This is a genomic window from Pelistega indica, from assembly GCF_000506865.1.
Taxonomy (GTDB): Bacteria; Pseudomonadota; Gammaproteobacteria; order Burkholderiales; family Burkholderiaceae_B; genus Taylorella; species Taylorella indica.
The window spans coordinates 42,029-66,415 of record NZ_AYSV01000087.1 but is presented as its reverse complement, the minus strand read 5'-3'; the positions used below and the strand labels follow the sequence as shown (position 1 = coordinate 66,415).

Annotated in this window: 25 protein-coding genes and 2 pseudogenes; 9 read left to right on the top strand and 18 right to left on the bottom strand. The window is 39.5% G+C overall.

Annotated features, from left to right (window positions below; all coding sequences use genetic code 11):
* The first annotated feature begins 21 nt into the window (after positions 1–21).
* Positions 22–2,478: a penicillin-binding protein 1A gene (locus V757_RS22265; protein WP_023951287.1), complete on the top strand. Its 2,457-nt coding sequence runs from the start codon at positions 22–24 to the stop codon at positions 2,476–2,478.
* Between the two features lie 96 nt (positions 2,479–2,574).
* On the opposite strand, the gene lysA is transcribed toward V757_RS22265, so the two are convergent.
* Together lysA and lptM are read right to left on the bottom strand one after the other, a co-directional pair.
* Positions 2,575–3,861, bottom strand: a complete 1,287-nt coding sequence (lysA, locus tag V757_RS22260) for a diaminopimelate decarboxylase (protein ID WP_023951285.1) — start codon at positions 3,859–3,861, stop codon at positions 2,575–2,577.
* Positions 3,862–3,866: 5 nt separating this feature from the next.
* Complete coding sequence (gene lptM, locus V757_RS22255) at positions 3,867–4,142, bottom strand: LPS translocon maturation chaperone LptM (protein ID WP_023951283.1); 276 nt, start codon at positions 4,140–4,142, stop codon at positions 3,867–3,869.
* 41 nt (positions 4,143–4,183) lie between these two features.
* Between lptM and cyaY the strand changes: the two genes are divergently transcribed.
* Positions 4,184–4,516: an iron donor protein CyaY gene (gene cyaY / locus V757_RS22250; protein ID WP_023951281.1), complete on the top strand. Its 333-nt coding sequence runs from the start codon at positions 4,184–4,186 to the stop codon at positions 4,514–4,516.
* A 144-nt stretch (positions 4,517–4,660) separates the two neighbouring features.
* Here the strand turns inward: cyaY and ccsB are convergent.
* From ccsB to V757_RS22235, 3 genes and pseudogenes are all read right to left on the bottom strand, one after another.
* Positions 4,661–5,911: pseudogene (gene ccsB, locus V757_RS22245) on the bottom strand (c-type cytochrome biogenesis protein CcsB); the annotation flags it as partial.
* 101 nt (positions 5,912–6,012) lie between these two features.
* Positions 6,013–8,100 carry a cytochrome c biogenesis protein ResB gene (locus tag V757_RS22240; RefSeq protein ID WP_245587000.1) on the bottom strand — a complete coding sequence of 696 codons (2,088 nt, stop codon included), beginning with the start codon at positions 8,098–8,100 and terminating at the stop codon, positions 6,013–6,015.
* Between the two features lie 102 nt (positions 8,101–8,202).
* Positions 8,203–8,907, bottom strand: coding sequence for a c-type cytochrome (locus V757_RS22235; RefSeq protein WP_023951274.1), 705 nt, complete (start codon positions 8,905–8,907; stop codon positions 8,203–8,205).
* 181 nt (positions 8,908–9,088) lie between these two features.
* Between V757_RS22235 and yihA the strand changes: the two genes are divergently transcribed.
* The 4 genes from yihA (at position 9,089) to V757_RS22215 (ending at position 11,776) form a co-directional block, all read left to right on the top strand.
* A complete protein-coding gene (gene yihA, locus V757_RS22230) occupies positions 9,089–9,709 on the top strand; it encodes a ribosome biogenesis GTP-binding protein YihA/YsxC (RefSeq protein ID WP_023951272.1) in 621 nt (206 codons plus the stop codon).
* On the top strand, positions 9,709–10,716 hold the full coding sequence (hemB, locus tag V757_RS22225) for a porphobilinogen synthase (protein WP_031274621.1): 1,008 nt from the start codon (positions 9,709–9,711) through the stop codon (positions 10,714–10,716). The genes yihA and hemB overlap by 1 nt, the downstream gene beginning before the upstream one ends.
* Positions 10,717–10,916: 200 nt before the next feature.
* Complete coding sequence (locus V757_RS22220) at positions 10,917–11,408, top strand: type VI secretion system amidase effector protein Tae4 (RefSeq protein ID WP_023951268.1); 492 nt, start codon at positions 10,917–10,919, stop codon at positions 11,406–11,408.
* Entirely contained in the window at positions 11,405–11,776 is a 372-nt protein-coding gene (locus V757_RS22215) for a hypothetical protein (RefSeq protein ID WP_023951266.1), read from the top strand. Before V757_RS22220 ends, V757_RS22215 begins: the two co-directional genes overlap by 4 nt.
* A 6-nt stretch (positions 11,777–11,782) precedes the next feature.
* Here the strand turns inward: V757_RS22215 and V757_RS28455 are convergent, their stop codons facing one another.
* The 5 genes and pseudogenes from V757_RS28455 to V757_RS22200 form a co-directional block, all read right to left on the bottom strand.
* Positions 11,783–11,935: a hypothetical protein gene (locus V757_RS28455; protein ID WP_023951264.1), complete on the bottom strand. Its 153-nt coding sequence runs from the start codon at positions 11,933–11,935 to the stop codon at positions 11,783–11,785.
* Positions 11,936–11,963: 28 nt separating this feature from the next.
* Entirely contained in the window at positions 11,964–12,599 is a 636-nt protein-coding gene (gene lipB / locus V757_RS22210) for a lipoyl(octanoyl) transferase LipB (RefSeq protein WP_023951262.1), read from the bottom strand.
* Between the two features lie 12 nt (positions 12,600–12,611).
* Entirely contained in the window at positions 12,612–12,965 is a 354-nt protein-coding gene (locus V757_RS29305; RefSeq protein WP_023951260.1) for a DUF493 family protein, read from the bottom strand.
* A pseudogene (locus tag V757_RS22205) lies at positions 12,962–13,841 on the bottom strand (aminotransferase class IV). Before V757_RS22205 ends, V757_RS29305 begins: the two are co-directional and overlap by 4 nt.
* 26 nt (positions 13,842–13,867) lie before the next feature.
* A complete protein-coding gene (locus V757_RS22200) occupies positions 13,868–15,223 on the bottom strand; it encodes a D-alanyl-D-alanine carboxypeptidase family protein (protein ID WP_023951259.1) in 1,356 nt (451 codons plus the stop codon).
* A 141-nt stretch (positions 15,224–15,364) separates the two neighbouring features.
* Between V757_RS22200 and V757_RS22195 the strand changes: the two genes are divergently transcribed.
* On the top strand, positions 15,365–15,526 hold the full coding sequence (locus V757_RS22195; protein ID WP_023951257.1) for a hypothetical protein: 162 nt from the start codon (positions 15,365–15,367) through the stop codon (positions 15,524–15,526).
* Positions 15,526–16,173: an alpha/beta hydrolase gene (locus V757_RS22190; protein ID WP_023951255.1), complete on the top strand. Its 648-nt coding sequence runs from the start codon at positions 15,526–15,528 to the stop codon at positions 16,171–16,173. Before V757_RS22195 ends, V757_RS22190 begins: the two co-directional genes overlap by 1 nt.
* On the opposite strand, the gene V757_RS0114255 is transcribed toward V757_RS22190, so the two are convergent.
* The 5 genes from V757_RS0114255 to V757_RS22170 are packed head-to-tail and all read right to left on the bottom strand — an operon-like array spanning position 16,146 to position 20,889.
* Complete coding sequence (locus V757_RS0114255) at positions 16,146–16,994, bottom strand: type III pantothenate kinase (RefSeq protein ID WP_023951253.1); 849 nt, start codon at positions 16,992–16,994, stop codon at positions 16,146–16,148. The two genes, V757_RS22190 and V757_RS0114255, sit on opposite strands and share 28 nt — an antisense overlap.
* Before the next feature lie 11 nt (positions 16,995–17,005).
* Positions 17,006–17,884, bottom strand: coding sequence for a biotin--[acetyl-CoA-carboxylase] ligase (locus V757_RS22185; RefSeq protein WP_023951251.1), 879 nt, complete (start codon positions 17,882–17,884; stop codon positions 17,006–17,008).
* A gap of 7 nt (positions 17,885–17,891) precedes the next feature.
* Positions 17,892–19,250 (bottom strand): 3-deoxy-D-manno-octulosonic acid transferase, encoded by a 1,359-nt coding sequence (locus tag V757_RS22180; RefSeq protein ID WP_023951249.1) that lies wholly within the window; start codon positions 19,248–19,250, stop codon positions 17,892–17,894.
* The gene (waaC, locus tag V757_RS22175; protein ID WP_023951248.1) at positions 19,250–20,200 is read right to left on the bottom strand and encodes a lipopolysaccharide heptosyltransferase I; all 951 of its coding nucleotides are present in this window, start codon (positions 20,198–20,200) and stop codon (positions 19,250–19,252) included. The genes V757_RS22180 and waaC overlap by 1 nt, the downstream gene beginning before the upstream one ends.
* Before the next feature lie 44 nt (positions 20,201–20,244).
* Positions 20,245–20,889, bottom strand: coding sequence for a site-2 protease family protein (locus tag V757_RS22170; RefSeq protein ID WP_023951246.1), 645 nt, complete (start codon positions 20,887–20,889; stop codon positions 20,245–20,247).
* 102 nt (positions 20,890–20,991) lie between these two features.
* On the opposite strand from V757_RS22170, the gene V757_RS22165 reads away from it, so the two are divergent.
* A complete protein-coding gene (locus tag V757_RS22165) occupies positions 20,992–21,363 on the top strand; it encodes a glycine zipper domain-containing protein (RefSeq protein ID WP_023951244.1) in 372 nt (123 codons plus the stop codon).
* Here the strand turns inward: V757_RS22165 and ypfJ are convergent, their stop codons facing one another.
* From ypfJ to V757_RS22150, 3 genes are read right to left on the bottom strand one after another with little or no spacing between them, the layout of a single operon-like run.
* On the bottom strand, positions 21,364–22,254 hold the full coding sequence (gene ypfJ, locus V757_RS22160) for a KPN_02809 family neutral zinc metallopeptidase (protein WP_023951242.1): 891 nt from the start codon (positions 22,252–22,254) through the stop codon (positions 21,364–21,366). It lies immediately after the preceding gene.
* Positions 22,255–22,287: 33 nt separating this feature from the next.
* Positions 22,288–23,457 carry a patatin-like phospholipase family protein gene (locus V757_RS22155; protein WP_023951240.1) on the bottom strand — a complete coding sequence of 390 codons (1,170 nt, stop codon included), beginning with the start codon at positions 23,455–23,457 and terminating at the stop codon, positions 22,288–22,290.
* The gene (locus V757_RS22150; RefSeq protein WP_023951238.1) at positions 23,457–24,257 is read right to left on the bottom strand and encodes a 3-hydroxybutyrate dehydrogenase; all 801 of its coding nucleotides are present in this window, start codon (positions 24,255–24,257) and stop codon (positions 23,457–23,459) included. Before V757_RS22150 ends, V757_RS22155 begins: the two co-directional genes overlap by 1 nt.
* Positions 24,258–24,387: the final 130 nt, after the last annotated feature.

Below are 24,387 nucleotides of genomic sequence, written 5' to 3'. Positions count from 1 at the left end.
TTTCGGATAGCATAACCGGGCATGAATACTGAATCAACATCACCACCAAAGGGCTCTTTTGTTAGCCGTTTTATTCTTAAACCTCTAGTTTTTCTAGCAGGTATCGCTTTTGCTTTTCTATTATTAGGTATTTTAGCCGTTCAATTAACTTGGACATCCTTACCTGACCTAAAGGCGATGACCGAATATCGTCCACGTTTACCTGTCTTTATTTATTCTGCCGATAAGGTTTTATTAGCTGAATATGGTGATGAACGTCGCAACGTTTTAAATTTACGTGAAATCCCTGAAGTTATGCGTCATGCCCTATTATCCGCTGAGGATGACAGCTTCTATCAACATGGTGGTGTTGATTGGATGGGCGTAGGTCGTGCTGTGCTTGCCAACTTAACAACAGGCGCTAAAACTCAAGGGGCAAGTACTATCACGATGCAATTAGCGCGTAATTTCTATCTATCTTCTGAAAAGAAATTTACTCGTAAATTTTATGAATTATTGCTGACCTATAAAATTGAGAAGAATCTAACCAAAGACCAAATTCTTGAGCTTTATATGAACCAAATTTATTTAGGTCATCGCTCTTATGGATTTGCTGCCGCATCTAGAACTTACTTTGGCAAGCCATTATCTGAGATTACTCTTGCCGAGGCAGCAGCACTAGCCAGTGTACCAAAATCACCGTCACGCACTAACCCTCGTAGTAACCTCAAAGCGACTATCGTGCGTCAGCACTACGTTCTCAATCGTATGCTGCAACTCAATTACATTACTAAAGCACAATATGATCAAGCGATGGCTGAAAAATTAGTTGTTCGTAATATGGCTCAAGATGAACAACAAGAAAAAGTTGCTTTACATGGTCAATATGTAGCAGAATTGGCGCGCCAATTAATGCATACACAATATGGAAATAATCTTTATGGTCGAGGTTTAAGAGTTTACACGACTGTTCATTCTGATGAACAAAAAGCGGCTTACGATGCGGTAAGACGTGGTTTATTAAACTACACTCGTAAGAGAGCTTATACAGGTCCTGCAGCACAACTTGATCTACCTGCTGGCTTAGAAAATGATAGTCTTAAAATGAGTGAGTTCTTACAATCTATGCATGAAAAGCATCCAGATAGTGGAGATCTTCTTTCAGCTGTCGTTCTTTCTGCCTCACCTAATAAAGTTGTTGTGATGCGAAACCCTGGTGAACCCATTGACTTGACAGGTGAGTCATTAAATTATGCCAAACGTTCATTATCAAGCAAGGCATCTGCTTCTCGTATTATCAAACGCGGATCTGTCGTCTATCTTGAGAAATTACGGAGTGGCGCATGGGGCATTATTAATATACCTATTGTTCAATCCGCCCTTGTTGCCATTAGCCCAGAAGATGGAGCAATCAAGGCAATGATTGGTGGTTTTGACTTTAACTTAGGCGACTTTAATCGAGTAACTCAAGCATGGCGTCAACCTGGGTCTACTTTTAAACCATTTATCTATGCTGCTGGTTTGGAAAGAGGCATTACCCCAGAAACACAGATTTCTGACCAACCTTTCTTTTTATCAGCCCGTCAAACTGGTAGCAAACCTTGGACACCTAAAAATGCCGGCAACTCTTACACAGCCAGCCAAACATTTAGGCAAGGTCTTTATAAATCTAAAAACATGGTGTCTATTCGCGTATTAGAGGCTGTTGGTCCAGATTTTGCTTCTAGCTTTGTCAGCCGTTTAGGCTTTGATATGGACCGTCAACCACCCAAAGGTGCTTACTTAACGATGGCATTAGGCGCTGGTAGCGTAACGCCTCTTCAAATGGCAACAGCGTATTCTATTTTTGCTAATGGTGGGTATCGTATCAACCCTTACTTAATTGACTATGTTGAAGATATTAATGTACCTAATGGTCAAAAACCAATTGTGATTATGAAAACCTCACCTGCCAAAGCTGGTGATGAAAAGAATCGTGTTATGGATCCTCGCACAGCTTATGTAATGAATGACATTTTACGTGGGATCGTGCGTTCAGGTACAGCGAGAGCGGCCTCTTCATTAGGGCGTCCAGATGTAGCAGGCAAAACAGGGACCACCAATCGTTCAGTAGATGCATGGTTTGTAGGCTATACACCTAAACTTGTGGCTGCAACTTGGCTAGGTTTTGACCAACCAACCTCCTTAGGCGATCGTGAAACAGGTGGTGGTGCAGCATTACCTATTTGGTTAGATTTTATGCGCAAAGCCTTAGTTAACGTTCCTGTCGTACCTGTAGGTAAAATGCCTGATGGTCTCGTTAAATCAGGGGAAAATTTTTACTTTAAGGAATTCCCTCAAGGCAAAGCTGTGGCAACCATCGGCAATATCTCCGCTGCACCAAGTTCAGAGACAGGCAAAGCATATAATCCATATAAGCCCAGCAGTCCTTCCAGTGACCCTATTGGAAATCTAATCCAATCCTTTAACCCTACTGGTGGACCTCCTATCCGCTTCTAATCATTGATATAAATAAAAACCCGTTACTTGCATTTGCTGTAACGGGTTTCTTATTCGAAGACTCAATGAAAGATACGTTATTATGATTGTAAAAGCTTAATCTACAATATGCTCTAATGCTAATAATTGTTCAATTGTTTCACGCTCTCGAATCACATGACATTGATCACCATCCACTAATATTTCTGCAGCTCTTGGACGTGTATTATATTGACTTGACATCGTAAAACCATATGCACCAGCAGACTCAATGACTAAATAGTCACCACGCTCTACAGCGAGTTGGCGATCTTTGGCTAACCAATCACCTGACTCACAAATAGGACCGACGATATCAACCGTTTGTTTAGCTTTATCCTTCCCTTCTTGCACAGCTAATACACCGTGATAAGCATCATAAAGCGTTGGGCGAATTAAATCATTCATCGCCGCATCTACAATCGCAAAATTCTTGGCCTCAGTATCTTTGACAAACTGCACTTGAGCCACCAAAATTCCTATATTGCCAACTAAGGATCGACCAGGCTCCAAAATTAACTCTACATCACCATAACCTGCTTGAATTAATTTCTGCATCACAATATTAACCATTTCTACTGGCTTAGCTGGTCTCTCATCCGTATAAGTGATTCCTAACCCTCCACCAATATCCACATGTTTTAGCACAATCCCCTCAGCTTTAAGAGCATCCAATAAAGCAATGAGCTTATCAGCAGTATCCGCAAAAGGTGAAATTTTTGTAATTTGCGAACCAATATGACAATCAACTCCAACAATCTCAATATTAGCTAATGATTGTGCTTTTTTATAAATACTGACGGCGACATTAATATCGACACCAAATTTATTTTCTTTCAAACCAGTCGAGATATAGGGATGTGTTTTTGCATCAACATCAGGATTTACACGTAACGAAATAGCCGCTGTTTTATTCAACTGCTGTGCTACCATAGCCAGTAAGTCTAGTTCAGGAATTGATTCAATATTAAAGCATTTAATCCCTGCATTTAAAGCCGCCTCAATTTCCCATGTCTGTTTACCGACCCCAGAAAAAATAATTTTTTGTGGGTCTGCACCTGCTTTGAGCGCTCTCGCCAGCTCTCCCCCTGAAACAATATCAAAGCCAGATCCCAATTGTGCAAACTGATGTAGAATGGCTAGATTAGAGTTAGCTTTAACCGCATAACAAACCAAAACCTTTTTATACGTATCTATTATCTGTTGATACAACTGCCAGTGTGCTTTCAGTGCAGCTTTAGAGTAAACATATAATGGTGTTCCAAACTCTTTTGCTATATCGTTAACAGAACAATTTTCTACAAATAATTGATTATCTTGGTAATGAAAAAAAGGGCTTCCTACAGGTGTGGGTAATGTATTCATACGGCTTAATTTGAGTTACTATCGGATTGACGAGTATGTTCAGAGGCCTGTTGAGCCTCTTTTTCTGCTTGTGCTTTACGAGCTTCTCTTTCTGCTCGTTCTTGCGCTCTTCGTGCTTCTTTTCGAGCCTGAATACGCTTTTCTTTAGCTTCTAGCTCCGCACGTTGTGCAGGAGTTGGATAATAGAGTGGAGCCTTAAATCCACACGCAGAAACACCCACACATACTAAAATGAGGGTTACAATAAGTTTTTTACGATGCGTTATGGTATTGATTACCATCGCTTACTTCCTAAAAAAATGATTATCTAGAGAGTTTAATTATGACAGAAACAGAATTTCTTGTCCGTGCTGATAAGATTATAAATAATATTCAACGCCAAGCTGATGACTGGTTTGAAAACCTAGATATTGATGTTGATGCCAAAAAAGAAGGCTATGTTCTAACCCTAATCTTTAATAATAAACACCATGTCGTCATCAATGCACAAACTCCTTTACAAGAAATGTGGTTAGCTGCTCCTAGTGGAGCCTTTCACTACCGCTTAGAAGGTGAAAATTGGGTTAACACACGTGAAGAAGGCGCCAATCTTGGTGAGCAAATAGCTGAACTCTGCTCTGGTTTAACAGGCAAATCATTAACTGTTCAGATTTAAATCTTATCTATTCTGCCTTGACTTCATTCCTTAAAAGTCTAAGCCGTAGAGTAATATCAATATATAGGTAACAACGGTTCGTTATCTAACTTGCTTGGACCCTCGAAAAAAAGGAGCTCACTGAGCTCCTTTTTCAACTATTTCTTACAGCTGACCATAAGAATGTAATCCAGATAAGAAAATATTTACCCCAATAAATGCAAAGGTTGTAATCACTAAGCCAGCTAATGCCCAATAAGCGGCAGCAACACCACGCATCCCTTTCATTAGACGTAAATGCAACCATGCGGCATAATTAAGCCATACCACCAATGCCCAAGTCTCTTTAGGGTCCCATTGCCAATATGTCCCCCACGCATCAGCCGCCCAGAATGCACCTAACACAGTTGCAACGGTAAAGAATGCAAAACCAACAGCAATCGCACGATACATAATATCATCTAGTATTTCAAACGAAGGTAAGCGTGCGGCAATTCTTTTTCTTAGCATCAAAATTAAAGCAACAATCACCAAACTAATACCAAAATAAACTACCCAGAAAACCGATACACCACCTCGATCACCAAAAATAAATACTTCAGCAATTAGACCAGCACCAATAATTAGCAAAGGGATCATACTCGCCCATGAGTTTGTATTGGCGTAATGCTTAACTAAATATGCAAATCCTACCATAGCTGACAATGCAAAAGTACCATAGCCGATAAAATTAGCAGGAACATGAAGTTTCATCCACCAACTGTTTAGCGCATTATTCAACGGTCCAATAGTAGCCGCATCGCGTTCAAAGGTATACCACATCAAGAAAATCACCGCAGACGAAATCACCAATAATACGAATGCTCCCAACGCCCTCGTGTTATAGCGTTTTTCATAGTACAGGTAGAACATTGCTGTAATTAAACAGAATAAAACAAATACCTCATATAAGTTACTAACAGGAATGTGTCCCATATCAGCAGCAATTAAATGCCCTTCACGCCAACGGACTAATAATCCAACAAAGCCTAATACGACTGCAGCCCAGGTAAAGATACTACCCATCCAATCAAATTTAGGACTAAAATAAGAAATCCAATACGCCACTGTTGCCATAAAAAACAAAGCAGACATCCATAAAATAGCGGACTGGGAAGAAATCAAATATTTGAGTAAGAATTTTTTTTGTGCATTTGCTAAATCACCGTCATATAACCATAATGAAAATAACGTGATAACAAATACACCTAGGAATAATGTTCTTAATGGACGCCATAACCAGCCTAACCACACTAAGATTACTGGTACAACAGCAAGAATACCCTGCTCGTAGATATCCATTTTTTGTGACCATTGAGAGAAAATATATCCCACAGCCGCCACAAGCACAGCAAAAAACACAGCATCAGTCCAATCTAATCGTCTTTTCTAGATTCTTATCACCATTGACTTTCTCTATCCATTTATCTGACGGATACATAGTAGCCCCTTGTTGATCCAATACTTGTCCTGACATATTATTTCCTTTCTAACTCAGAAAAATCTTGTTTGAACTTCTCAAACTCTTTCAAGAAATCCATTGTTCGTTTTTGTGATGACATAGCTGCCTTGATTTCACTACCGTGCTCACTAGGTACCACCCACAACCATAAGCGTCGTTCCCTGACATAAAACATTTGAAAAACACCTAGTATCAGAAACAAACAGCCTAAATACACAACATATTTACCAGGGGAGCGTGTTGCTTGTAGAACAGTGCCTTGAATATGCTCGAAAGTCTTTAACTGTAATACCACAGGTGCAGGGTAAAATGAAATATCTGATAACGCACGAATAGCTGTGTCAAACCACATCGCTTGTTTTTCTGCATCGGCCTGATTAACGTAATTTAACACAGGTAAGCCTATTTTTTCACGTGCCATATTACGTAAATCAATTGCAGAGAACACTAGGTAATCACGTAAAATACCTTTCATTGGTTCACGGATATTAGCAGGCACTCGTTCTGCTTCTGGTACACCCACGCCATCTACATAATCATCAATACCCTTAAAACCACTTTTAGCAAATATTCCTAACGCCCTATCTGCCAAAGCGACAATATTCTTACGGTCAATTCTTGGATCATCTACTCTAGCAGCATAAGCTTGTGCCGCTTTAAGACGCATCTCTGGGTTTTCTAGCGCCTCTTTTAAAGCAAAAAATTCATCCATAGAAGTTTTTTCATCAGCAGGAATCCGAATATAACTAAACCCAGCATCTGTAGGTAATTTTAAACCAATCAAAAATACCAACTTACCATCTAACTCCACTGGTAACATATAGTTTTGATATTGTACGGACTGATTTTTATCATCAGTCAGCGTATATTTAACCAAGGGCCCAACATTATGCAAATTAGCATTATGTTTACTTGCTGCACTTCCTGTCACAGCCAAAATTTGCTCTTGGAAATTTTTAGGTTTTGCTAATGATTCAGGTGTACTTAGATTTTCAACATTAATTGGTCTAAAGTCATCCACTCTTAATTGATATGTTTGTGGCTTTCCATCCACCATAGTTGTAATCGCCGAAGTTTGACCCACTCTCGTTTTAAGCTCTAGGTTCGGATCTTTGTCTTCTTTCAACGCATATGTTTTTAAGGTTAATTTTGAACCACCGTCATTAAAACTGGATTGATATAAGGTGACTCCATGTAATTGGTAGGGGTGATTAACTTCAATAATCTGGTTCTCTGATTTACCTGTTTCATGGTCGGTAATAGTTACATCACTTGCAAATCGCTTAGGCATACCATTCATTTGGTAATATTCGATAATAAATTTATTTAATTTGATATCGAAGGGCAAGTTTTGCAAGAAAGTGTCTTCGCCTAGAGCCAATAAAGCATAATTAGAACTATCACCCTCACTGATAGAAACATTCCCACGGAATGATAAATTATGCACACCAAATTTTGAGGCAGGTGACAAGTCTGATACAAATTTTGCCTCTGCCGGGATGGGCTGTTTATGCTCAAACCAAATTTGCAATCGATTAGGTAGCTCACTATCTAGTAAGCCACCAATACAAATAACTACAATTGCTAAATGCGCAAAAATATAACCTAGACGATTCGAACTACCTTTTCTAGAGGCCAAGAGAACTGTCTCACCTTCTACTTTCTCTTTAAAGGCATAACCTTGTTTTTTAAGCCAGACTTTGGACATATTCACTGCTTGGTCAGCAGTGTAAGGTGTTTGGATATCAATTTTATGAGGAAAGGCTTTTAGACTACTTTGGCGAACATACTCTTTAAAAGAGCGCATTTCTTTAACAAACTTAGGAACATTACGTATCAAACATAAGCTAGTCGAAATAACCAAAAATGCCATGACAACAAGAAACCACCAAGTATTATAAATCTGGCTAACGCTAAATTTACTAAATACTTGGTACCAATACGTACCGAAGCGGTCTATATAAAAAATTTCTTCACGATTCTGCTCTAACAAAGTGCCTATTGCACTTGCAATACAGATAATCATCAGCAAATAGATCGCAAAGCGCATTGAACCAAATAGTTCTAACAGCTCTGCCCCCCAACGACGTTTATATTTTTGCATTGTTACAATAAAATTTTCATAAAACAAAGGGATACCGTGACGGCATCCCCTCCATCATGCCACTTAAAGCATGATAACTTTTATTTTGTAAATCTAAAAAAATTAGCGAATACCTGCTGCATAATCTGCAACAGCTTTCATATCGGCATTGCTCATACGGTTAGCAATTGTACCCATCATATTCTCGGCACCACCATGTGTACGAGCACCTTCTGCAAATGAATGCAATTGAGAAAGAATGTATTCAGGATGTTGACCAGACAAGAATGGGAATTGCTCTGGCATACCTTGCCCTTCGGCACCATGACAGGAAGCACAAGCAGGCACATGGCGCTCAGGAATACCTGCACGCCAAATTTCACGACCACGATGAACAAACTCTATATCAGCAGCATGTTGAGCAAAAGCTGGTTTAGATAATTTCTGTTTAGAAATATATGCCGCTAAATCGTTCATATCTTGCTCAGTCATTTTAGCCACGATAGGAGCCATTGCCGTTGGTGAACCGTCAATATTCATACGTGCACTGCGATCTGCACCCTCAGCGACTTGGAAATTTTTGAGTTGGCTAACGATATAACCCGCTGGCATACCTGCTAAGTGTGGATACATAGCTATGGCACTCGTACCAGCTTGTCCGTGACAGGCTACACAGGCCAAGATACCACGTTGTACATCACCCTGAGTAAATAAAGTTTCACCACGCTTAATATCTGGTGTAGTCGCGTTTTGTGCTTGTGCAGCACCTGCTGTTAAACCCATTACTAGACCACTTGCTAGTAAAACTTTAGTAAAAACCTGTTTCATTTAGACCCTCGATTAACGATCCATCTTTAAATTTTTGACACTACTATACAAATATATCCACTTATTTTAGCCAAAAATAAGCATTTAATACATGAGTATAAACTGATTACTGTAATTTTACTTACTTTTATGCTGGATATTATACAATAATGGTTTATAACTGACTAACGTTAGGACTCTTGTGTCAATTTTACATCAAACTAAGTTCTTTGTTTCAGCAGCAAAACTGAATCAATTACCTGACGCCTCTGTTCCCGAGGTTTGTTTTGTCGGGCGCTCTAATGTTGGCAAATCATCAGCGATCAATATACTAGCAAATCAAAAAAAACTCGCTTTTTCAAGTAAAACACCTGGTAGAACCCGTCTGATTAATATGTTCGGCATTCCAAATCCAGATAGCCCTGAACACGCTATGGGTTTTTTGGTCGATTTACCTGGTTATGGCTATGCTTCTGTTGCTCAAAATACGCGTGAAGAATGGGCCGATGTTCTTGGTGCTTATTTGAGAGATCGCCGCTCCCTCGCAGGTATCGTCTTGTTGATTGATATTCGCCGTGGGGTGACAGAATTAGACCGACGTTTAGCAGAATGGATTGCACCCTCAGGTATTCCGACGCTCGTACTGCTAACCAAAGCCGATAAGCTTCCTTATGGGCAACGCATGCGTGCAGTATTTGCCGTGACCAAGGATTTGCAAAAGATAGGCGCATTAAAAGTTATTCCTTTCTCAGCAACTAACCGTATTGGTATTGATGAAACTGCTGAGCAAATTATCAATTGGATACAACCAAAGGCAGAATAATGAGTATTATTACCCCTGATTTCCCATACAGTCGTCCTCGTCGTAATCGTAAGGATGATTTCTCTAGACGCTTAGTACGTGAAACAACATTAAGCACAGATGATTTTATTTATCCCGTATTTGTGCAAGAAGGCACGGGTAGCTTGCAAGATATTCCATCAATGCCAGGCATTGTACGCTACTCAATTGATACTTTGTTGCCCGTTGCAGAAGAATGTGTGAAACTCGGCATCCCTGTATTAGCCTTATTTCCATCAATTGAAAATAGCTTAAAAACACCTGACGGCATCGAAGCGACAAATCCAGATGGGCTAATTCCTCGCACCGTACGCGCACTAAAAAAAGAATTTCCTGAGCTAGGTATTCTTTGTGATGTGGCTCTTGACCCATATACTAGCCATGGTCAAGACGGTATTTTAAATGATGAGGGCTATGTATTAAATGACGAAACTGTCAGAGTATTATGTCAACAAGCCCTTACACAAGCAGAAGCTGGTGCCGATTATGTTGCGCCCAGTGATATGATGGACGGTCGCATTGGTGCTATCCGTCATGCCTTAGAAAGTAATAATTTTATCTATACTCGCATCATGGCCTATTCAGCGAAATACGCCAGTGCCTTTTATGGTCCTTTTAGAGATGCGGTAGGCTCTGCTAGCAATTTAGGTAAATCTAACAAAATGACTTACCAAATCGATCCAGCAAATCGTTATGAGGCCCTAAGAGAAGTGGCTGCTGATATCAAAGAAGGTGCTGATTTAGTCATGGTGAAGCCCGGCATGCCCTATTTGGACATTCTGCGTGAAGTGAAAGATCACTTCAAAATGCCTACTTACGCTTATCAAGTCAGCGGCGAATATGCCATGATTAAAGCCGCCTCTCAAAATGGCTGGTTAGACCATGACAAAGTGATGATGGAGTCTTTATTAGCATTTAAACGTGCTGGTGCTGACGGTATATTGACTTATTTTGCCATTGAAGCCGCTAAGTTATTAAAAAGTCAATAAATTTATTGGAGCAATGACGGATCATCCGAATACGCTATGGGGGAGGCTTATTATTCTGTGGTGCAATAGGTCTCAAGATTAAATATATTATAAGTAATAAAAATATAATAATTCTGTAAAAATAATCTAATACATTATTGCTACATTTCTCAAAACGCTTAATAAGCAATAATTTACGTTTTAAAATTATTGAGGATTAAATGGTAAATAGACCTAAGTTTAGAGAAGCATGGCAGGCATTTGAAACAGTAAATGTTCCTGTAAAAATGGTAGGGGATTTAATAGGGGGCAAAGTAAAATCAAATATTGATAGTGGAATATTTAATAATGCTTGTCCTATTCGTATTAGCCATGTTTTGAATCAAACAGGATTTCAGATAACAAAAAAGCAGAATATTGCTATGAGTAGTGGTCGCGATGGGCAGTGGTATCTTTATCGAGTCGTAGGAACAATAGAATATTTTCAGAGTACTTTTGGTCGACCAGAGGTAATTATAAAAGGGGCTCCCAGTTACACCGATTTTAAAGATAAAAAAGGTATTCTTGTGGTTAAAGGAACAGGTTGGGGTGATGCTCAAGGTCATATTACTTTGTGGAATGGTACGAAGTGTTCAGACTCATGTCATTTAAGTGAAAGTCCTGACAATGGTAGTTTTGTTCCTGAAGAAGCATACTTATGGGAGTTACCATGAGTTTATTTAATTGTATTAAAAGTACGCTAATTGTCTGTGCTTTTTCTTTGTGCTTAAGTTTTGGAGCTATAGCTAATACGCACAATCTAGTCCCCCAAGACCTAGAATATTGGACAATTGCACGCTGTGCTGGTATGGTTAGCAAAGATGCGGGTCAGACAGCATTACAAGATGATTGGTATCTGACAGCATCAGCTTTATTAGAGCGACAGTCTTATGAAATTGAGGTCTATGAAGCGATTAATGAGTATTTAGTGGATTATTTAGCTAAATCAAATCTGATGAGTCATCAAGGCACTAAGATACGTAGCCTTGCTTGCATTAAGGTATTGGCTGAACCAACGTTTCGTAAATTACTTTTGCCTTAACTAATATCATACCGTAAGCGCGTAGACTTGCCTCGCCCCTCGCCATTCAATGATTTGCTCCAACATACTCGGCACAAATCTGACACAGACAGGCATATCAGTTTGGGCTTGTTTAAGAATCACCATGACTTGGCTGTCGGTATATTGTGACATTTTCATTGAATTTCCTTGATAAGAAATTCTGCTTCTAATTGCTATGGTGTTGTGGAAGGATTAGCATTAATTTTTGTGTTAATACATCAGCCACTTCTTGCCACTCAGCTTGAACACCCATCGTTCTCATATCTACGGTTCGTAAACCGGCATAGCCACATGGATTAATGCCATAAAAAGGTGACAAATCCATGGCGACATTTAGTGCTAACCCATGATAAGTGCAACCATTAGATACTTTAACACCTAAGGCGGCAATCTTAGCTAAATCACCCTCTGGCATAGGAACATATACACCAGGAGCCCCCTCTTTACGCTGAGCCGTCGTTATTCCAAACTGTGTTAATGTTTGAATAATCGCCTCTTCTAGCACATTAACGTATTCTCGTACAAATAAATGAGCTCGATGTAAATTTATTAAGGGATATAAAACAACCTGCCCTGGTCCATGATAGGTAACCTGACCACCACGATTAGTGCGAATAACGGGAATATTATTAGCGTTTAAGATATGCTCTGGCTTTCCTGCCTGGCCTAAGGTATAAACTGGCAGATGCTCCACCTGCCAGATTTGATCTTCCGTATCATCGTGACGTTGCTCAGTAAACCGTCGCATCTCCTCAAACAGAGGTTCATAAGCAGATAAGCCAGGGAAATGTTTAACTTGCACGGAAAGCACTCACTATAACACAATTTTTACGAGTTCATGTCCATGTAATTTCTGATAAATTGTATCTAACTGTTCACGTGAAACAGCTCGTACAATAAACGTTAACCCTGTGTAATTTCCTTTTGAACTCGGGCGTATTTCAATGGTTTCCCTATCAAACTCTGGATCATGCTCAAGTACTAACGCTGTCAACAAATCAATTAAATCTGGGTGCGTATGTGCCATTACTTTAATAGGAAAGTCAGAAGGATACTCAATTAAGGACTCTTCTGGTGGAATTTCTTTTAAAGCGAATGGGTTATTTACATCAACACCCTTGGTTAATTCTGCTAGTTGCTCTGCCGTTAGTGTTTTAATTGAACTCATAAAGCTGCCAATACCTCATCGTAAGCTTTTCGTAATTTTTGGAAAATTGGTCCAGGCACCCCTGCACCAACAGGTTTATTATCATATGTCGTAATAGCGACTACTTCTCTCATCGCTGCGGTCAACAACAATTCATCTGCCTGCTCTACTTCTGACTGAGTAATGTCTCTTTCTTCAAAAGGCACGCCTACTTTTTGCGCTAACTCTTGAAGCAAACTATAACGGATACCCTCTAAAATTCTGTTATCTCGTTTTGGCGCACACAACATCACCGTTTTTCACTAACCAGATATTTGCTGAGGCACCTTCTGTCATTAAACCATCTCTAAACTGTACCACATCCTGTACACCATGAGAAACAGCATATTGCTTCGCCAATACATTACCCAATAAAGAAATCGATTTAATATCACAATGTAACCAACGCTGGTCTAAAAAACTCAACGCTTTGATACCTACCTTGCGTTCTTCTTCTGTTAAGCGCTTAAACGGCGATGTCATGGCAAAAATGGTCGGTGTTACCTCAGGATTAGGGAACGGATGATCACGTTTTGCTACACCACGAGTTACCTGTAGGTACACATAATTATCGTCCCAAGCTGACTCAGCAATCATATCTGACATCAGTTTTTCCCAAAAAGCCGCATCTTTACCTGTATGGATTTCAATTTTATCTAAACTACGCATTAAACGAGCAACATGCTCTTTTAGGCGAAATGGCTTACGGTTATAACCAGGTACGACTTCATAAACACCGTCACCAAAAATAAAACCTCGGTCAAGCACTGAAATCTTGGCTTGACTCAATGGTAAAAACTCACCATTTAGATAAACGTTACTATCCTGAGTAATACCTTGTATAAAAAAATCGTTCATTTTATGCTACTTAAAATTTTTTAACCTTAAAACATCTTAACAAGTTTATCCCACATACGTCCAAAGAAACCTGCTTGCTCAACATCATTAAGTGCGACTAAGGTATCTTGTTTTAATACCTTACCATTAAGAATAAATTGCACTGTCCCAACAGTATCACCTTTTTTAATTGGGGCAACTAACTCTCGACTTAATTGCGTAAGCATCTGCACATTTTGCTCTTGACCACGTGGCAATGTCACCGCAACACCCTGCTTAGCACCTAAGTTAACAGTTTTCTCCTTGCCTTCATACACTCTAGGACTAACAACAGGAAGACCTGCTGGAGCAACAACATGGTTAGCGAAATTCATATATGCCCAGTCAAGTAATTGTTGGCTGATTCGCTCTCTTTCACGCATACTTTTTGTGCCCATAACAATAGTAAGAACTCGGCGACCATCGCGTAATGCTGTAGAAATCAAGCAATAGCCAGCATCATCTGTATGTCCAGTTTTTAGACCATCTACACCGATATTTTTACTCAACAAACCATTACGGTTTGGTTGGCGAATTTTGTTATAAGTAAATTCCTGTTGGCTGAAATAGTGAAAATACTTGGGATGATCTTTAATAATATGTTGCGCCAATAGCGACAAATCACGCACAGTTGTGTAAGTTTGTGGAGAAGGTAAACCAGTTGGGTCAGCAAAACTAGAATTAACCATACCAAAGGCTTTAGCCTCTTTATTCATTTTCTCAACAAACGCTTCAACGCTACCTCCTACGACTTCTGCCAATTGGATAGTTGCATCATTACCTGACTGTACAATCATACCTTGTAACAAATCACTAATAGCCACCTGCGTGTCTACTTTAATAAATGTACGTGAACCACCTGTTTTCCAAGCACGCTCAGAGACTACAACTTGTTGATCCAGATTGAGTTGTTGATTATCTAATGCCGTAAAAGTCAAACTAGCCGTCAATAACTTAGTCAACGAGGCAGGTGCTAATTTCTCGTCCGCATTATGCTGGGCGATAATTTGACCACTATCCACATCTAATACCATCCACGCTGAAGAATCTACTGTTGGTACAGCCACATTAGAGAAACTTTGTACGGTTGGTGTTTGTGGTGTCGTCGGCACGATTGATGATGTCACTTTAAGCCCATCATTAGCCATTGCAACAGTAGTTCCTGTTTGTGTGTTGTTGGTATTAGCTAATGGCTGAGTCACTGTAGTGGCATTAGAAATCTGCCCGCTATTACTACCTTGAGCTTGGGATGCTTGTTTGTCTGATAAATAATTAAATACAGCATATCCACCACCTAAGATAAGGACAAGCAGTAAAAGAATCAAGGGTAATTTATTTTTTTTGGGTTTGTTAGAAGTAAACATATGCTAGTAAAGAAAGAAATAAGCAATTTCAGTATTATAGTGCGTCTTATTAATGATGTTCATCAAGTTATTAATATTTTACAAACTGTTTAGCTTTTTACCTTGTACAATAATAAAAAAGAATTATTGGAAGTTATTAACGTGATTAAATTTTTACTTAGCCTTATTCTTCTCAATGTTATCTTGTATGGATTAGGTGCTAATTGGTTTGGTTTTACGCCGAGTGAAACAAAGATTACACAAAATAATCGCTTACCGATTGAATATAGACCTCAAAACATTCAACTGATTAAAGATAAATAATGCGTACTGAAACGATTTTTTTTGATGGAAAAGCTGGTTCAATTGAATGCGCTATTGATTGGCCAGATGCTGATACGCCTATCAAGGGGTGGGCTCTATGTCTTCACCCTCATCCTCTATTTGACGGCACAAACACCAATAAAGTAGTGACTACATTAGCAAGAGCTTGTGTTGCTCATGGTTTAGTCGCTTTTCGTCCAAATTTTCGTGGTGTAGGCAAATCTGAGGGGCAATTTGATAAAGCTCATGGTGAAACCTTAGATATGCTTACTATGGTTCAACAAATTCAACAAAAATATCCTGATATCTTTATCCAGCCATGGGTCTTAGGTGGTTTTTCCTTTGGAAGCGCTGTAGCGGCTCAACTTCACGCTGAAATTGAAGATGCTGGTTTATTGTTACCAACACAACTGATTTTATTAGGGACTGGCGTATGGCGATTTAGCTATCGTGACACAAAATTACCTAGTAACGCATTATTGGTTCATGGGGAAAAAGATGATGTTATTCCTCTAACAGATACTTATCGTTGGCTAGAAAACAAGGAAGTTCCTATAACTATCATACCTGCAGCAGGGCATTTCTTCCACGGAAAGCTCGTTATGCTCAAGAATATTATTCAAGAAAAATTACGACTCGCAATATAAGCCATGAGCCCATCTAAGACAGGTGCCTCTAGTTCAATCACTTTTGGAATATCAGCTTGATTTGAAAACACTGATTGGATTTCGGTAATGACACTGTTTCTTGCTCCACCACTTATATAAAGTAGGGGCAAACAATGAAATTGTTGTATAGTTTGAATCTGCCTTAACACGGCACCTGCTTGCGCTCTCACGATACCCGTTTCAATTGCTTCTTGTGTATTTCTAGGAAAAATATCCTTAGAGATTACTAGATCATGAACATCTGGTAATTGTGCTGTTCCATGATATAAGCTCTTTTGCATCAACCGCACACCAGGCAGAATTACTCCTCCCAGATAGTCATTACCAACCACAGCATCTATAGTCGTTGCAGTACCAAAACTAATGTATAGAAAAGCTGTTTTATCATTTGCTACCATCTGTTGATACATACTCGAATAATGTTGATAGGCTCCTAAAACGCCATACCATCTATCTACACCCAATTGCTGAACATCATAATGATTATTTAAATATAAACTACTTTTCTCAACTCTTAACCACTCTATTGATCGATTAAAAACCTTGATACACATTTCGTCTAGATTAGTACGCAAGGATAAAGAGGCAACGGAAATAGCAAAGATACCCAGTGCTCTGCCAAACACACGTTGCAACTTTTTTAACTCTCGCTCAAAAAGATGATATTGATCATTATTCAGCACAAATTCATCTACATAATTTTCTGTATCTAGGCCTTGTACTGTCACTCGTAACACACGGCATTTTATACGTGAATTGCCACTATCAATGAGTAGTACAAACGCTTTACTCTGTTGCATATTTATTTGCCTCAGCCTTGTGTTTCATGGGCTCTGACGGTAATATCTCCCGTCAACAATGGAAATATTTGCCCATTACTCATTTCTATTAACAAATGCGCCTCGTGATTCAAACCTCTTGCAATACCCTGCATAATAAACTTATCATCTTGCCAAACATCAATGACTCGCCCAGCTAATGCATCTAATTTAGCATGACGCGCTACAAATGGATCAAACCCTTCTTTTTCATATTGCTGAAATGCCTCTTGCCATGCCCTAGCAATACGTGCCACTAACATGGCAATTGACTGATTAATTTCAGTGTCATTTTTATGCATATCTTGAATAACAGAAGTCCAATCTGCTACTTTACGTCCCAAGGAGACACTTAATTCTTTGGCATGCAATAAATTCATTCCCATGCCTACCACTACAACACGATGATTATGCGTTTGCCTTGCAATGCTCGGTCTAATCGTTTCAACCAACAATCCAGATAATTTAGCCTCTTGATACTGGATATCATTAGGCCATTTCATCGTTAATCTAGATTGAAATTTTTCCCCTACTGTTTTACGTAACTCTTCACATGCAACAATGCCGGCGATGGGTGCTAACATCGGCAATTTATTATCGGGCAAAAAAACATCATAGGCACAAGAAAACATTAATGTTGCCCCTGCCTCACCAGCCCATTTTCTCCCTAATCTACCTTTACCAGAAGACTGGTAATGAGCACCGACTAACGCTGGACGAAAGCTTTCTTGATCCTCATCTTTAGCAGCTTGTAATAAAAAAATATTCGTTGAGTTAATTTGGCTTAACCACTCAACACTGGCAAATTCAACTAAGCTTTGACGCAAACTTTCTTGCATCAACTCTGGACTAGGTAGAAAGACTGTATTCATTTATTATTTAATTTAAATAAGCGTGTAATATAGAGTAAAGGCGTTGACTAACACCTTGATGCAGGGTAAGCCATTGTTTACCTGCCTTCCCCATTTGTTTTCTTTGTTCATCATCATTTAATAAAGCATTCGCTAACAACAATGCATTATGCTCACTATCTGTTCTACGTGCAGCACCCTCTATAAGTGCATCATTAACTGCTTTCTCAAAATTCTTTGTATGTGGTCCTACAATAACAGGTACGCCAACGGCACATGCCTCAATATGATTTTGACCTCCAAAATCACCAAAACTCCCTCCAATAATAGCTACATCAGCCAAACCATAATAATAAAACATCTCGCCTAAAGAATCCCCAAACAAAACATCTGCTTGTCGTATATCTTTGTCAGAAGGATTATCTGTTCGTCTAACATAAGTCAATGATGATTTTTTAAGGATTTCTTCCACTTGTGCAAAGCGTTGTGGGTGTCGAGGAATGATGACATACAGTGGAAGCAATTGCTTGTCAGCCTCGTTTGTTACATTTGCATTAGCCGCCTTAAGCTGGCTAATTCCCTGAATAAACACTTGCTCTTCACCCTCTCTGGTGCTGGCAATGACGACAACATGCCGATTTATACTTTGCCTTAACATAGCACCCAAATCGACTTGTTGCATAGAAATATCTACGTCAAATTTCAAATTTCCTATAACTTTTGGCATAGGTAAACCAATAGACTCTAAGCGTTCAGCATCTTGCTGGGTTTGAGCCAAAATAAGACTTAACTTTTTATAAGCCTCTAATAATACTCCTCCAAGAAGCTTAACCTGCTTGGCGGAACTTTCAGAAAAACGAGCACTCGCAAGAATCATTGGTATTTTTTGACATGCAGCAGATAGTACCATATTTGGCCATACCTCTCGCTCAATGAGGATGCCACAACGTGGCATCCAATGTGTCAAAAAACCATCTACAGCTTCTGGTAGATCATAAGGCATCCACGCCTGTACCAACCGACCCTCACCAATATCTTCTGAGAATTGACGCGCACCTTGTGCTCGACCTGTGCTTGTCGTGTGTGTTAATAAAACAGGATGTCCTTGATCTAACAAAATACGGACAAATGGTTGTGCTGCCCTTGTTTCACCTAGGCTAACCGCATGTACCCAGATAGGATTTTTGAATTCAAATTGATGTCCACGTACGTCAAAATCACTTTGCTCTGAGACTGGTTTAATATTTTCCTTTTTAGGATAAATACCGAACCTTTCATTACCACGAATATCCCATAAACCTCCCGCTTTCTTCGCTTTCTTCTCTAGGATGTTTAGAATAATCGGCTTTGCTAGCCTCAATAAAAGTGTATATAAAAACTGATTCATTAAGAAAGAGCCTGTTCTATTTTACTAATGACCATATCACGATTAGGTGGCACACCTCTGTCGCCCAAACTTGCTGTAAAACCACTGCCTACTAATGGCGTACGAATAGGTGTAGATGCAGAATAAATACCAATAGTGTCACGTCCCAATGCCGCCGACAAATGTGTTAATCCACTATCCAACCCTACCATGATACGCGCTGGTGCTAAAACTTTTGCTACGTCTGTTAGACTCATTCTTGGTAGCACTTCTGCATTTGGATAGCCATTAATTAAAGCCTGAGCTCGTTGACTTTCTTTTTCATTGCCCGCCAACAATTTTAGACGCAAACCTTTTTGACTTAGTACATCAAACACAGCATGCCAGTTATCCTCTGGCCATAACTTATCATCCCGACTTGCTGATGGCATAATCACCGCATAATCTTGAGTTTCTACACCGTCAGTAAATCTTTGTAAACCAAAATCAGGGGGGCCATCATAGTGATAACCAAATACTAAACTTGCTAAATCTCGTTGGCGTTTAACAGCCGGTTGCCAAAAATCAATCTTATGTTTTATATCATAAAATAAAGAAGCAAACGATTCTCTAGCTGACGACCAGTCTAATCCATGTTTTTTCCCTTTGGCATGCCGCACTACCCACGCTGACTTCATTAATGCTTGCATATCTAGCACAATATCGTATTGTGTGTTAGCCAGTTCTTTTTTAAACAATTGCCGTGCCCGTCTATTTTCTGCTGACCACCATGACTTGCGCCATTTTCGATGCGCAATCGGAATCACAGTATGTATTGCTGGATGCCACTGTGGGATTTCCTTAAAAACATCCTCGACTACCCAATCAATCTCCGCATCAGGAACGTGTTTGGCAATATCTGAAATAGCTGGCAACATAAAAATCAAGTCACCTAACGAAGATGATCGTACAATCAAAATTTTAGTAGTCATCAACAATAATCCTACAATTTAATAAGCCCACTATTTTAACGAAATTAAAGTCCTACCAACCCTAATAAGAGCTGAGCCATTAGATTGACTCCTGCAACAAGAAATCGATTAATGCCACCGAATACTAGCAAAGCCACTACAATCATCATGCCATAAGGCTCAATTTTGGCGTAAGACATGGATAAGCGTGTTGGTAGCAACCCTTCTAAAATTCGTCCCCCATCCAAAGGTAATATGGGTATCAAATTAAAGAGCATTAATATAATATTAATCTTAATACCAAATAAAGCCATATGGATAAGTACATCAGAAGAGATCTCAGCACTCACCCAAACTTTCAAGACAATAGCCCAAAGAGTTGCCATCACTAAATTAGCTAATGGCCCTGCTAATGCAACATAAATCATATCTTGCTTAGGGCGTCGTAAATTACCGATAGACACAGGAACAGGCTTTGCCCAACCGAAGATAAAACCAGATCCCATTAAAATCAGTACACCTGGTAGTACTACAGTACCTATTAGGTCTATATGATTAATAGGATTTAAACTCACCCTTCCCAGTACATAAGCCGTATTATCACCAAAATATCTTGCAGCATAACCATGCGATGCCTCATGCAAGGTAATCGCAAACAATAGTGGCGGAATATACACACTAAAATAATAAAGAATCTGGTCTAGTGACATATTGAAATGTTAAGTAATGGAAAAACAAACACAAACATTGTAACTTATTGGTATTAATAGCATTATAAAATGATATTGAATTACTTCTAAAGGCAAACAAACATGAAAAAGGTTACTCTTTCAGTCATAAACATTAGCTTAATCATGACGCTCACCGCTTGTGCTGGTTCTAGCTATCGCCCCATCGTAGATACTTATGGTCAAGATATGAGTCGCTATGAAGAAGACTTACGTCAATGTCAAGAACTCGCTAAACAGGTAGACACTGCTGGCACTACGATAGCTAGTGCGGGTATTAGTGCTGCTATTGGTGCCGCCATCGGTGCTATTGTCGGCAATAGCAGTACTGTTGGGCAAGGTGCGGCTATCGGTGCGATTACTGGGGGTACCTCCGGAGGATTAAGTGGCAATGAGAAACAAAAACATATTATTCAACAATGCCTATCCAACCGAGGTTACAGAGTAGTTGGCTAATTACGATTTCAACGTATCACACTGATGAACATCTCCTGATTTCAAACCACGTGTAAACCAGTTCACCCTTTGTGCAGAAGTTCCGTGGGTAAATGAATCAGGAACAGCGTAGCCTTGTTGGCTTTTCTGGATTCTATCATCCCCAACAGCTTCAGCTGCAGTCATCGCCTCTTCAATATCACCTGACTCAATCACATTACCCGATTGTGCCAACGCATTAGCCCAGATACCCGCAAAACAATCTGCCTGTAACTCTGATAATACGGAAATCATGTTAGCTTGACGAGAATTAGAACGTTTTGCTTGCTCTAATTGATTGAGAATACCTAATTGATTTTGCACATGGTGACCAATCTCATGTGCAATCACATAACCTTGTGCAAAATCACCTTTGACGCCTAAACGACGACCTGTATCACGGAAAAAGGATAAATCCAAATAAACTTTTTGGTCTGCTGGACAGTAGAATGGTCCCATCTGTGCCTGACCAACACCACAACCACTACGTGTAGCTCCACTATAGAGCACTAGTTTCGGTTTTGGGTATGTCCCCCAGCCATTCTGTTGAAAAATCTTTGTCCAAACAGCTTCTGTCGTCCCTAATACTTTAGACACAAACTGCCCTTCAGCATCCGTCATTTCCTGACCTACCGTACCTGATGTCTCATATTGAGCCGAATAGCCTGAGTCACCTGTCATCTGGCTTAAGATATCACCACCACCAATAATAGACATGGGATTAATACCTAAAAAGTACCATGCGGCAAGTGCCAACACTATAGTACCTAGGCCTAATTTTCGTCCACCACCAAAAGAGGGACGCCCACCACCCATTGAGGAGTTACGTCTATCCTCAATATTTCTACTCTGTTGCCAATCATCTAAGCGCATTTTGGGTTCCTTATCAAATTACGTTGCAGTAGTTTACTCTGAAAGCGTATTTTCTACTATATGGTGGGTGTCATGCGAAGTAAAAATCTCTTCATCAGTAGGGAAATCCATCAGCTCTGGATGATCAAATACTTTCTGAATATCTTCCAAACCACTTTCCCAACGCATACGCATTGTTGCTTCACTAAATTGAAATTCTTTATTATTGACTTCGTAAGATTTATTACGATAAATCAATTGCACGACATTCGTTTTTTTAATATCCGCCATCGCTAATGCCGTTTTATAAACACGCGATTTACGATGCTCCTCCGGAATATCTTTTAAGAGTTCAGCCAGCAAATGGGCTATTTTTTGCTTGTATTTCCACTGATTTGTTGCAAAACGAGTTCGACTGGAGTAACGAATCTCCTGTTCCCTATTCGCAACCATCCAAAGATTTCGTGGCACTTCACCTCTGGCACTCCATAAATCCACTTGAAATACTAGATGATTACGCTTCTTGCTTTCATTCAAAACATAATCCAGAGGCGTATTAGAAACTACGCCACCATCCCAATAAAACTCACCATTAATTTCTACGGGAGCAAAAGCAGGAGGTAGTGCACCAGAAGCCATAAAATGCTCAGGCTTTAACTCTTCTTTTCGATTATCAAAATAAACAAAATTACCCGTTCTTACCTGTACAGCACCAACCGCTATATGAATTTTTGAGTGTTTGCTGTTAATCCGGTCAAAATCACAATAATCAAGTAATGTCTGTTTTAAATCAGATGTATCGTAAAAACTTACTGTTTCAGGGGAGCTGTCTAACCAAGCAAGTTGATCCCATCGGCGGGGCTTAAAAAAACCTTTTTGCCCCTCCATCAACGCCCCCAAACCACCAAGATGCGAATATCCCCAACGACTTAAATTATTGTTATTTAATAAAGCATTTCCCTCTAACCAAGGTAGTAAAGACCAGCCCTTGTAAGGAGTACAGATCCTATCCCAGAATTTTCTGAGTTGTTCAATGCGAGTTTCTGGCGGATTTCCTGCAATAATTGCAGCATTTAATGCTCCAATTGAAATACCCGCAATAAAATCAGGCTGAATATTTTGTGCACTCAGCCCTTCGAAAACGCCAGCCTGATAGGAACCTAAAGCACCCCCACCCTGAAGAACGAGAGCAATACTATCATAATCTTTTAAACGACTCTGCATTAGTGAACATACCACCCGTGACTAACGACAACAGATTGTCCTGTTAATGCTTTGTTAGGGAATGCAGCAAGGAATAAGGCTGTTTGAGCAATATCCTGAGCAGTCGTAAACTCACCATCAACAGTGTCACCCAACATTACTTTTTTCACTACATCTTCTTCACTAATATTCAATTCTTTTGCTTGCTCAGCAATTTGTTTCTCAACCAAAGGAGTTTTTACAAAACCAGGGCAAATAACATGAGAGCGTACATTGTGAGGAGCCCCCTCTTTAGCCAATGTTCGTGCTAATCCTAATAAACCGTGTTTGGCGGTAACATATGGTGCTTTTAATTTAGAAGCTAAATGTGAATGTACAGAGCCCATATAAATAACAACACCACCTTTATCATCTTTATACATATGCTCAAGAGCCGCTTTAGTTGTAAGAAATGCACCGTCTAGGTGAATAGCTAACATTTTTTTCCATTTAGCAAATTCAAACTTATGAATAGGGTCAATAATCTGAACGCCTGCATTAGATACTAAAATATCAATACCACCAAATTCAGCAACTAAATCAGCTACTCCTTTATTTACTTGGTCCTCATCTGCCACATCCATAGCTAAACCAATCGCCTTACCACCAGCTTCTCGAATCTGTGCAGCTACTGCATTCGCACCCTCAATATTCAAATCAGCCACACCTACCGCTGCACCCGCTTTAGCATATGTTTCAGCAATTTCTTTTCCTAAGCCACTAGCGGCACCTGTTACTAAAGCGACTTTTCCTTTTAAAGATGTTTGTATTTCTGTTGTCATTGTTATTCTCCAACGGTTAAATTTACTCCTATAATCATACTCTTTTCTACGAAATATGTGCTATCTACTTTGCAGAAATTAGCGTTTTTACTCATTTACCTCAAGCCATAAACTTTGCACAATAGACAAT

Bases quoted from the DNA above. Each gene is read 5' to 3' on its own strand.
- V757_RS22215 (WP_023951266.1), top strand. From the start codon at position 11,405: ATGAGTTTATTTAATTGTATTAAAAGTACGCTAATTGTCTGTGCTTTT.
- V757_RS22235 (WP_023951274.1), bottom strand. From the start codon at position 8,907: ATGAAACAGGTTTTTACTAAAGTTTTACTAGCAAGTGGTCTAGTAATG.
- ypfJ (WP_023951242.1), bottom strand. From the start codon at position 22,254: ATGCGCTTAGATGATTGGCAACAGAGTAGAAATATTGAGGATAGACGT.
- V757_RS22200 (WP_023951259.1), bottom strand. From the start codon at position 15,223: ATGTTTACTTCTAACAAACCCAAAAAAAATAAATTACCCTTGATTCTT.
- V757_RS28455 (WP_023951264.1), bottom strand. From the start codon at position 11,935: ATGAAAATGTCACAATATACCGACAGCCAAGTCATGGTGATTCTTAAA.
- V757_RS22150 (WP_023951238.1), bottom strand. From the start codon at position 24,257: ATGACAACAGAAATACAAACATCTTTAAAAGGAAAAGTCGCTTTAGTA.
- V757_RS29305 (WP_023951260.1), bottom strand. From the start codon at position 12,965: ATGAGTTCAATTAAAACACTAACGGCAGAGCAACTAGCAGAATTAACC.
- cyaY (WP_023951281.1), top strand. From the start codon at position 4,184: ATGACAGAAACAGAATTTCTTGTCCGTGCTGATAAGATTATAAATAAT.
- hemB (WP_031274621.1), top strand. From the start codon at position 9,709: ATGAGTATTATTACCCCTGATTTCCCATACAGTCGTCCTCGTCGTAAT.
- V757_RS22180 (WP_023951249.1), bottom strand. From the start codon at position 19,250: ATGAATCAGTTTTTATATACACTTTTATTGAGGCTAGCAAAGCCGATT.
- V757_RS22240 (WP_245587000.1), bottom strand. From the start codon at position 8,100: ATGCAAAAATATAAACGTCGTTGGGGGGCAGAGCTGTTAGAACTATTT.
- V757_RS22170 (WP_023951246.1), bottom strand. From the start codon at position 20,889: ATGTCACTAGACCAGATTCTTTATTATTTTAGTGTGTATATTCCGCCA.
- lysA (WP_023951285.1), bottom strand. From the start codon at position 3,861: ATGAATACATTACCCACACCTGTAGGAAGCCCTTTTTTTCATTACCAA.
- lptM (WP_023951283.1), bottom strand. From the start codon at position 4,142: ATGGTAATCAATACCATAACGCATCGTAAAAAACTTATTGTAACCCTC.
- V757_RS22165 (WP_023951244.1), top strand. From the start codon at position 20,992: ATGAAAAAGGTTACTCTTTCAGTCATAAACATTAGCTTAATCATGACG.
- V757_RS22185 (WP_023951251.1), bottom strand. From the start codon at position 17,884: ATGAATACAGTCTTTCTACCTAGTCCAGAGTTGATGCAAGAAAGTTTG.
- V757_RS22155 (WP_023951240.1), bottom strand. From the start codon at position 23,457: ATGCAGAGTCGTTTAAAAGATTATGATAGTATTGCTCTCGTTCTTCAG.
- V757_RS22190 (WP_023951255.1), top strand. From the start codon at position 15,526: ATGCGTACTGAAACGATTTTTTTTGATGGAAAAGCTGGTTCAATTGAA.
- V757_RS22220 (WP_023951268.1), top strand. From the start codon at position 10,917: ATGGTAAATAGACCTAAGTTTAGAGAAGCATGGCAGGCATTTGAAACA.
- V757_RS0114255 (WP_023951253.1), bottom strand. From the start codon at position 16,994: ATGCAACAGAGTAAAGCGTTTGTACTACTCATTGATAGTGGCAATTCA.
- waaC (WP_023951248.1), bottom strand. From the start codon at position 20,200: ATGACTACTAAAATTTTGATTGTACGATCATCTTCGTTAGGTGACTTG.
- V757_RS22265 (WP_023951287.1), top strand. From the start codon at position 22: ATGAATACTGAATCAACATCACCACCAAAGGGCTCTTTTGTTAGCCGT.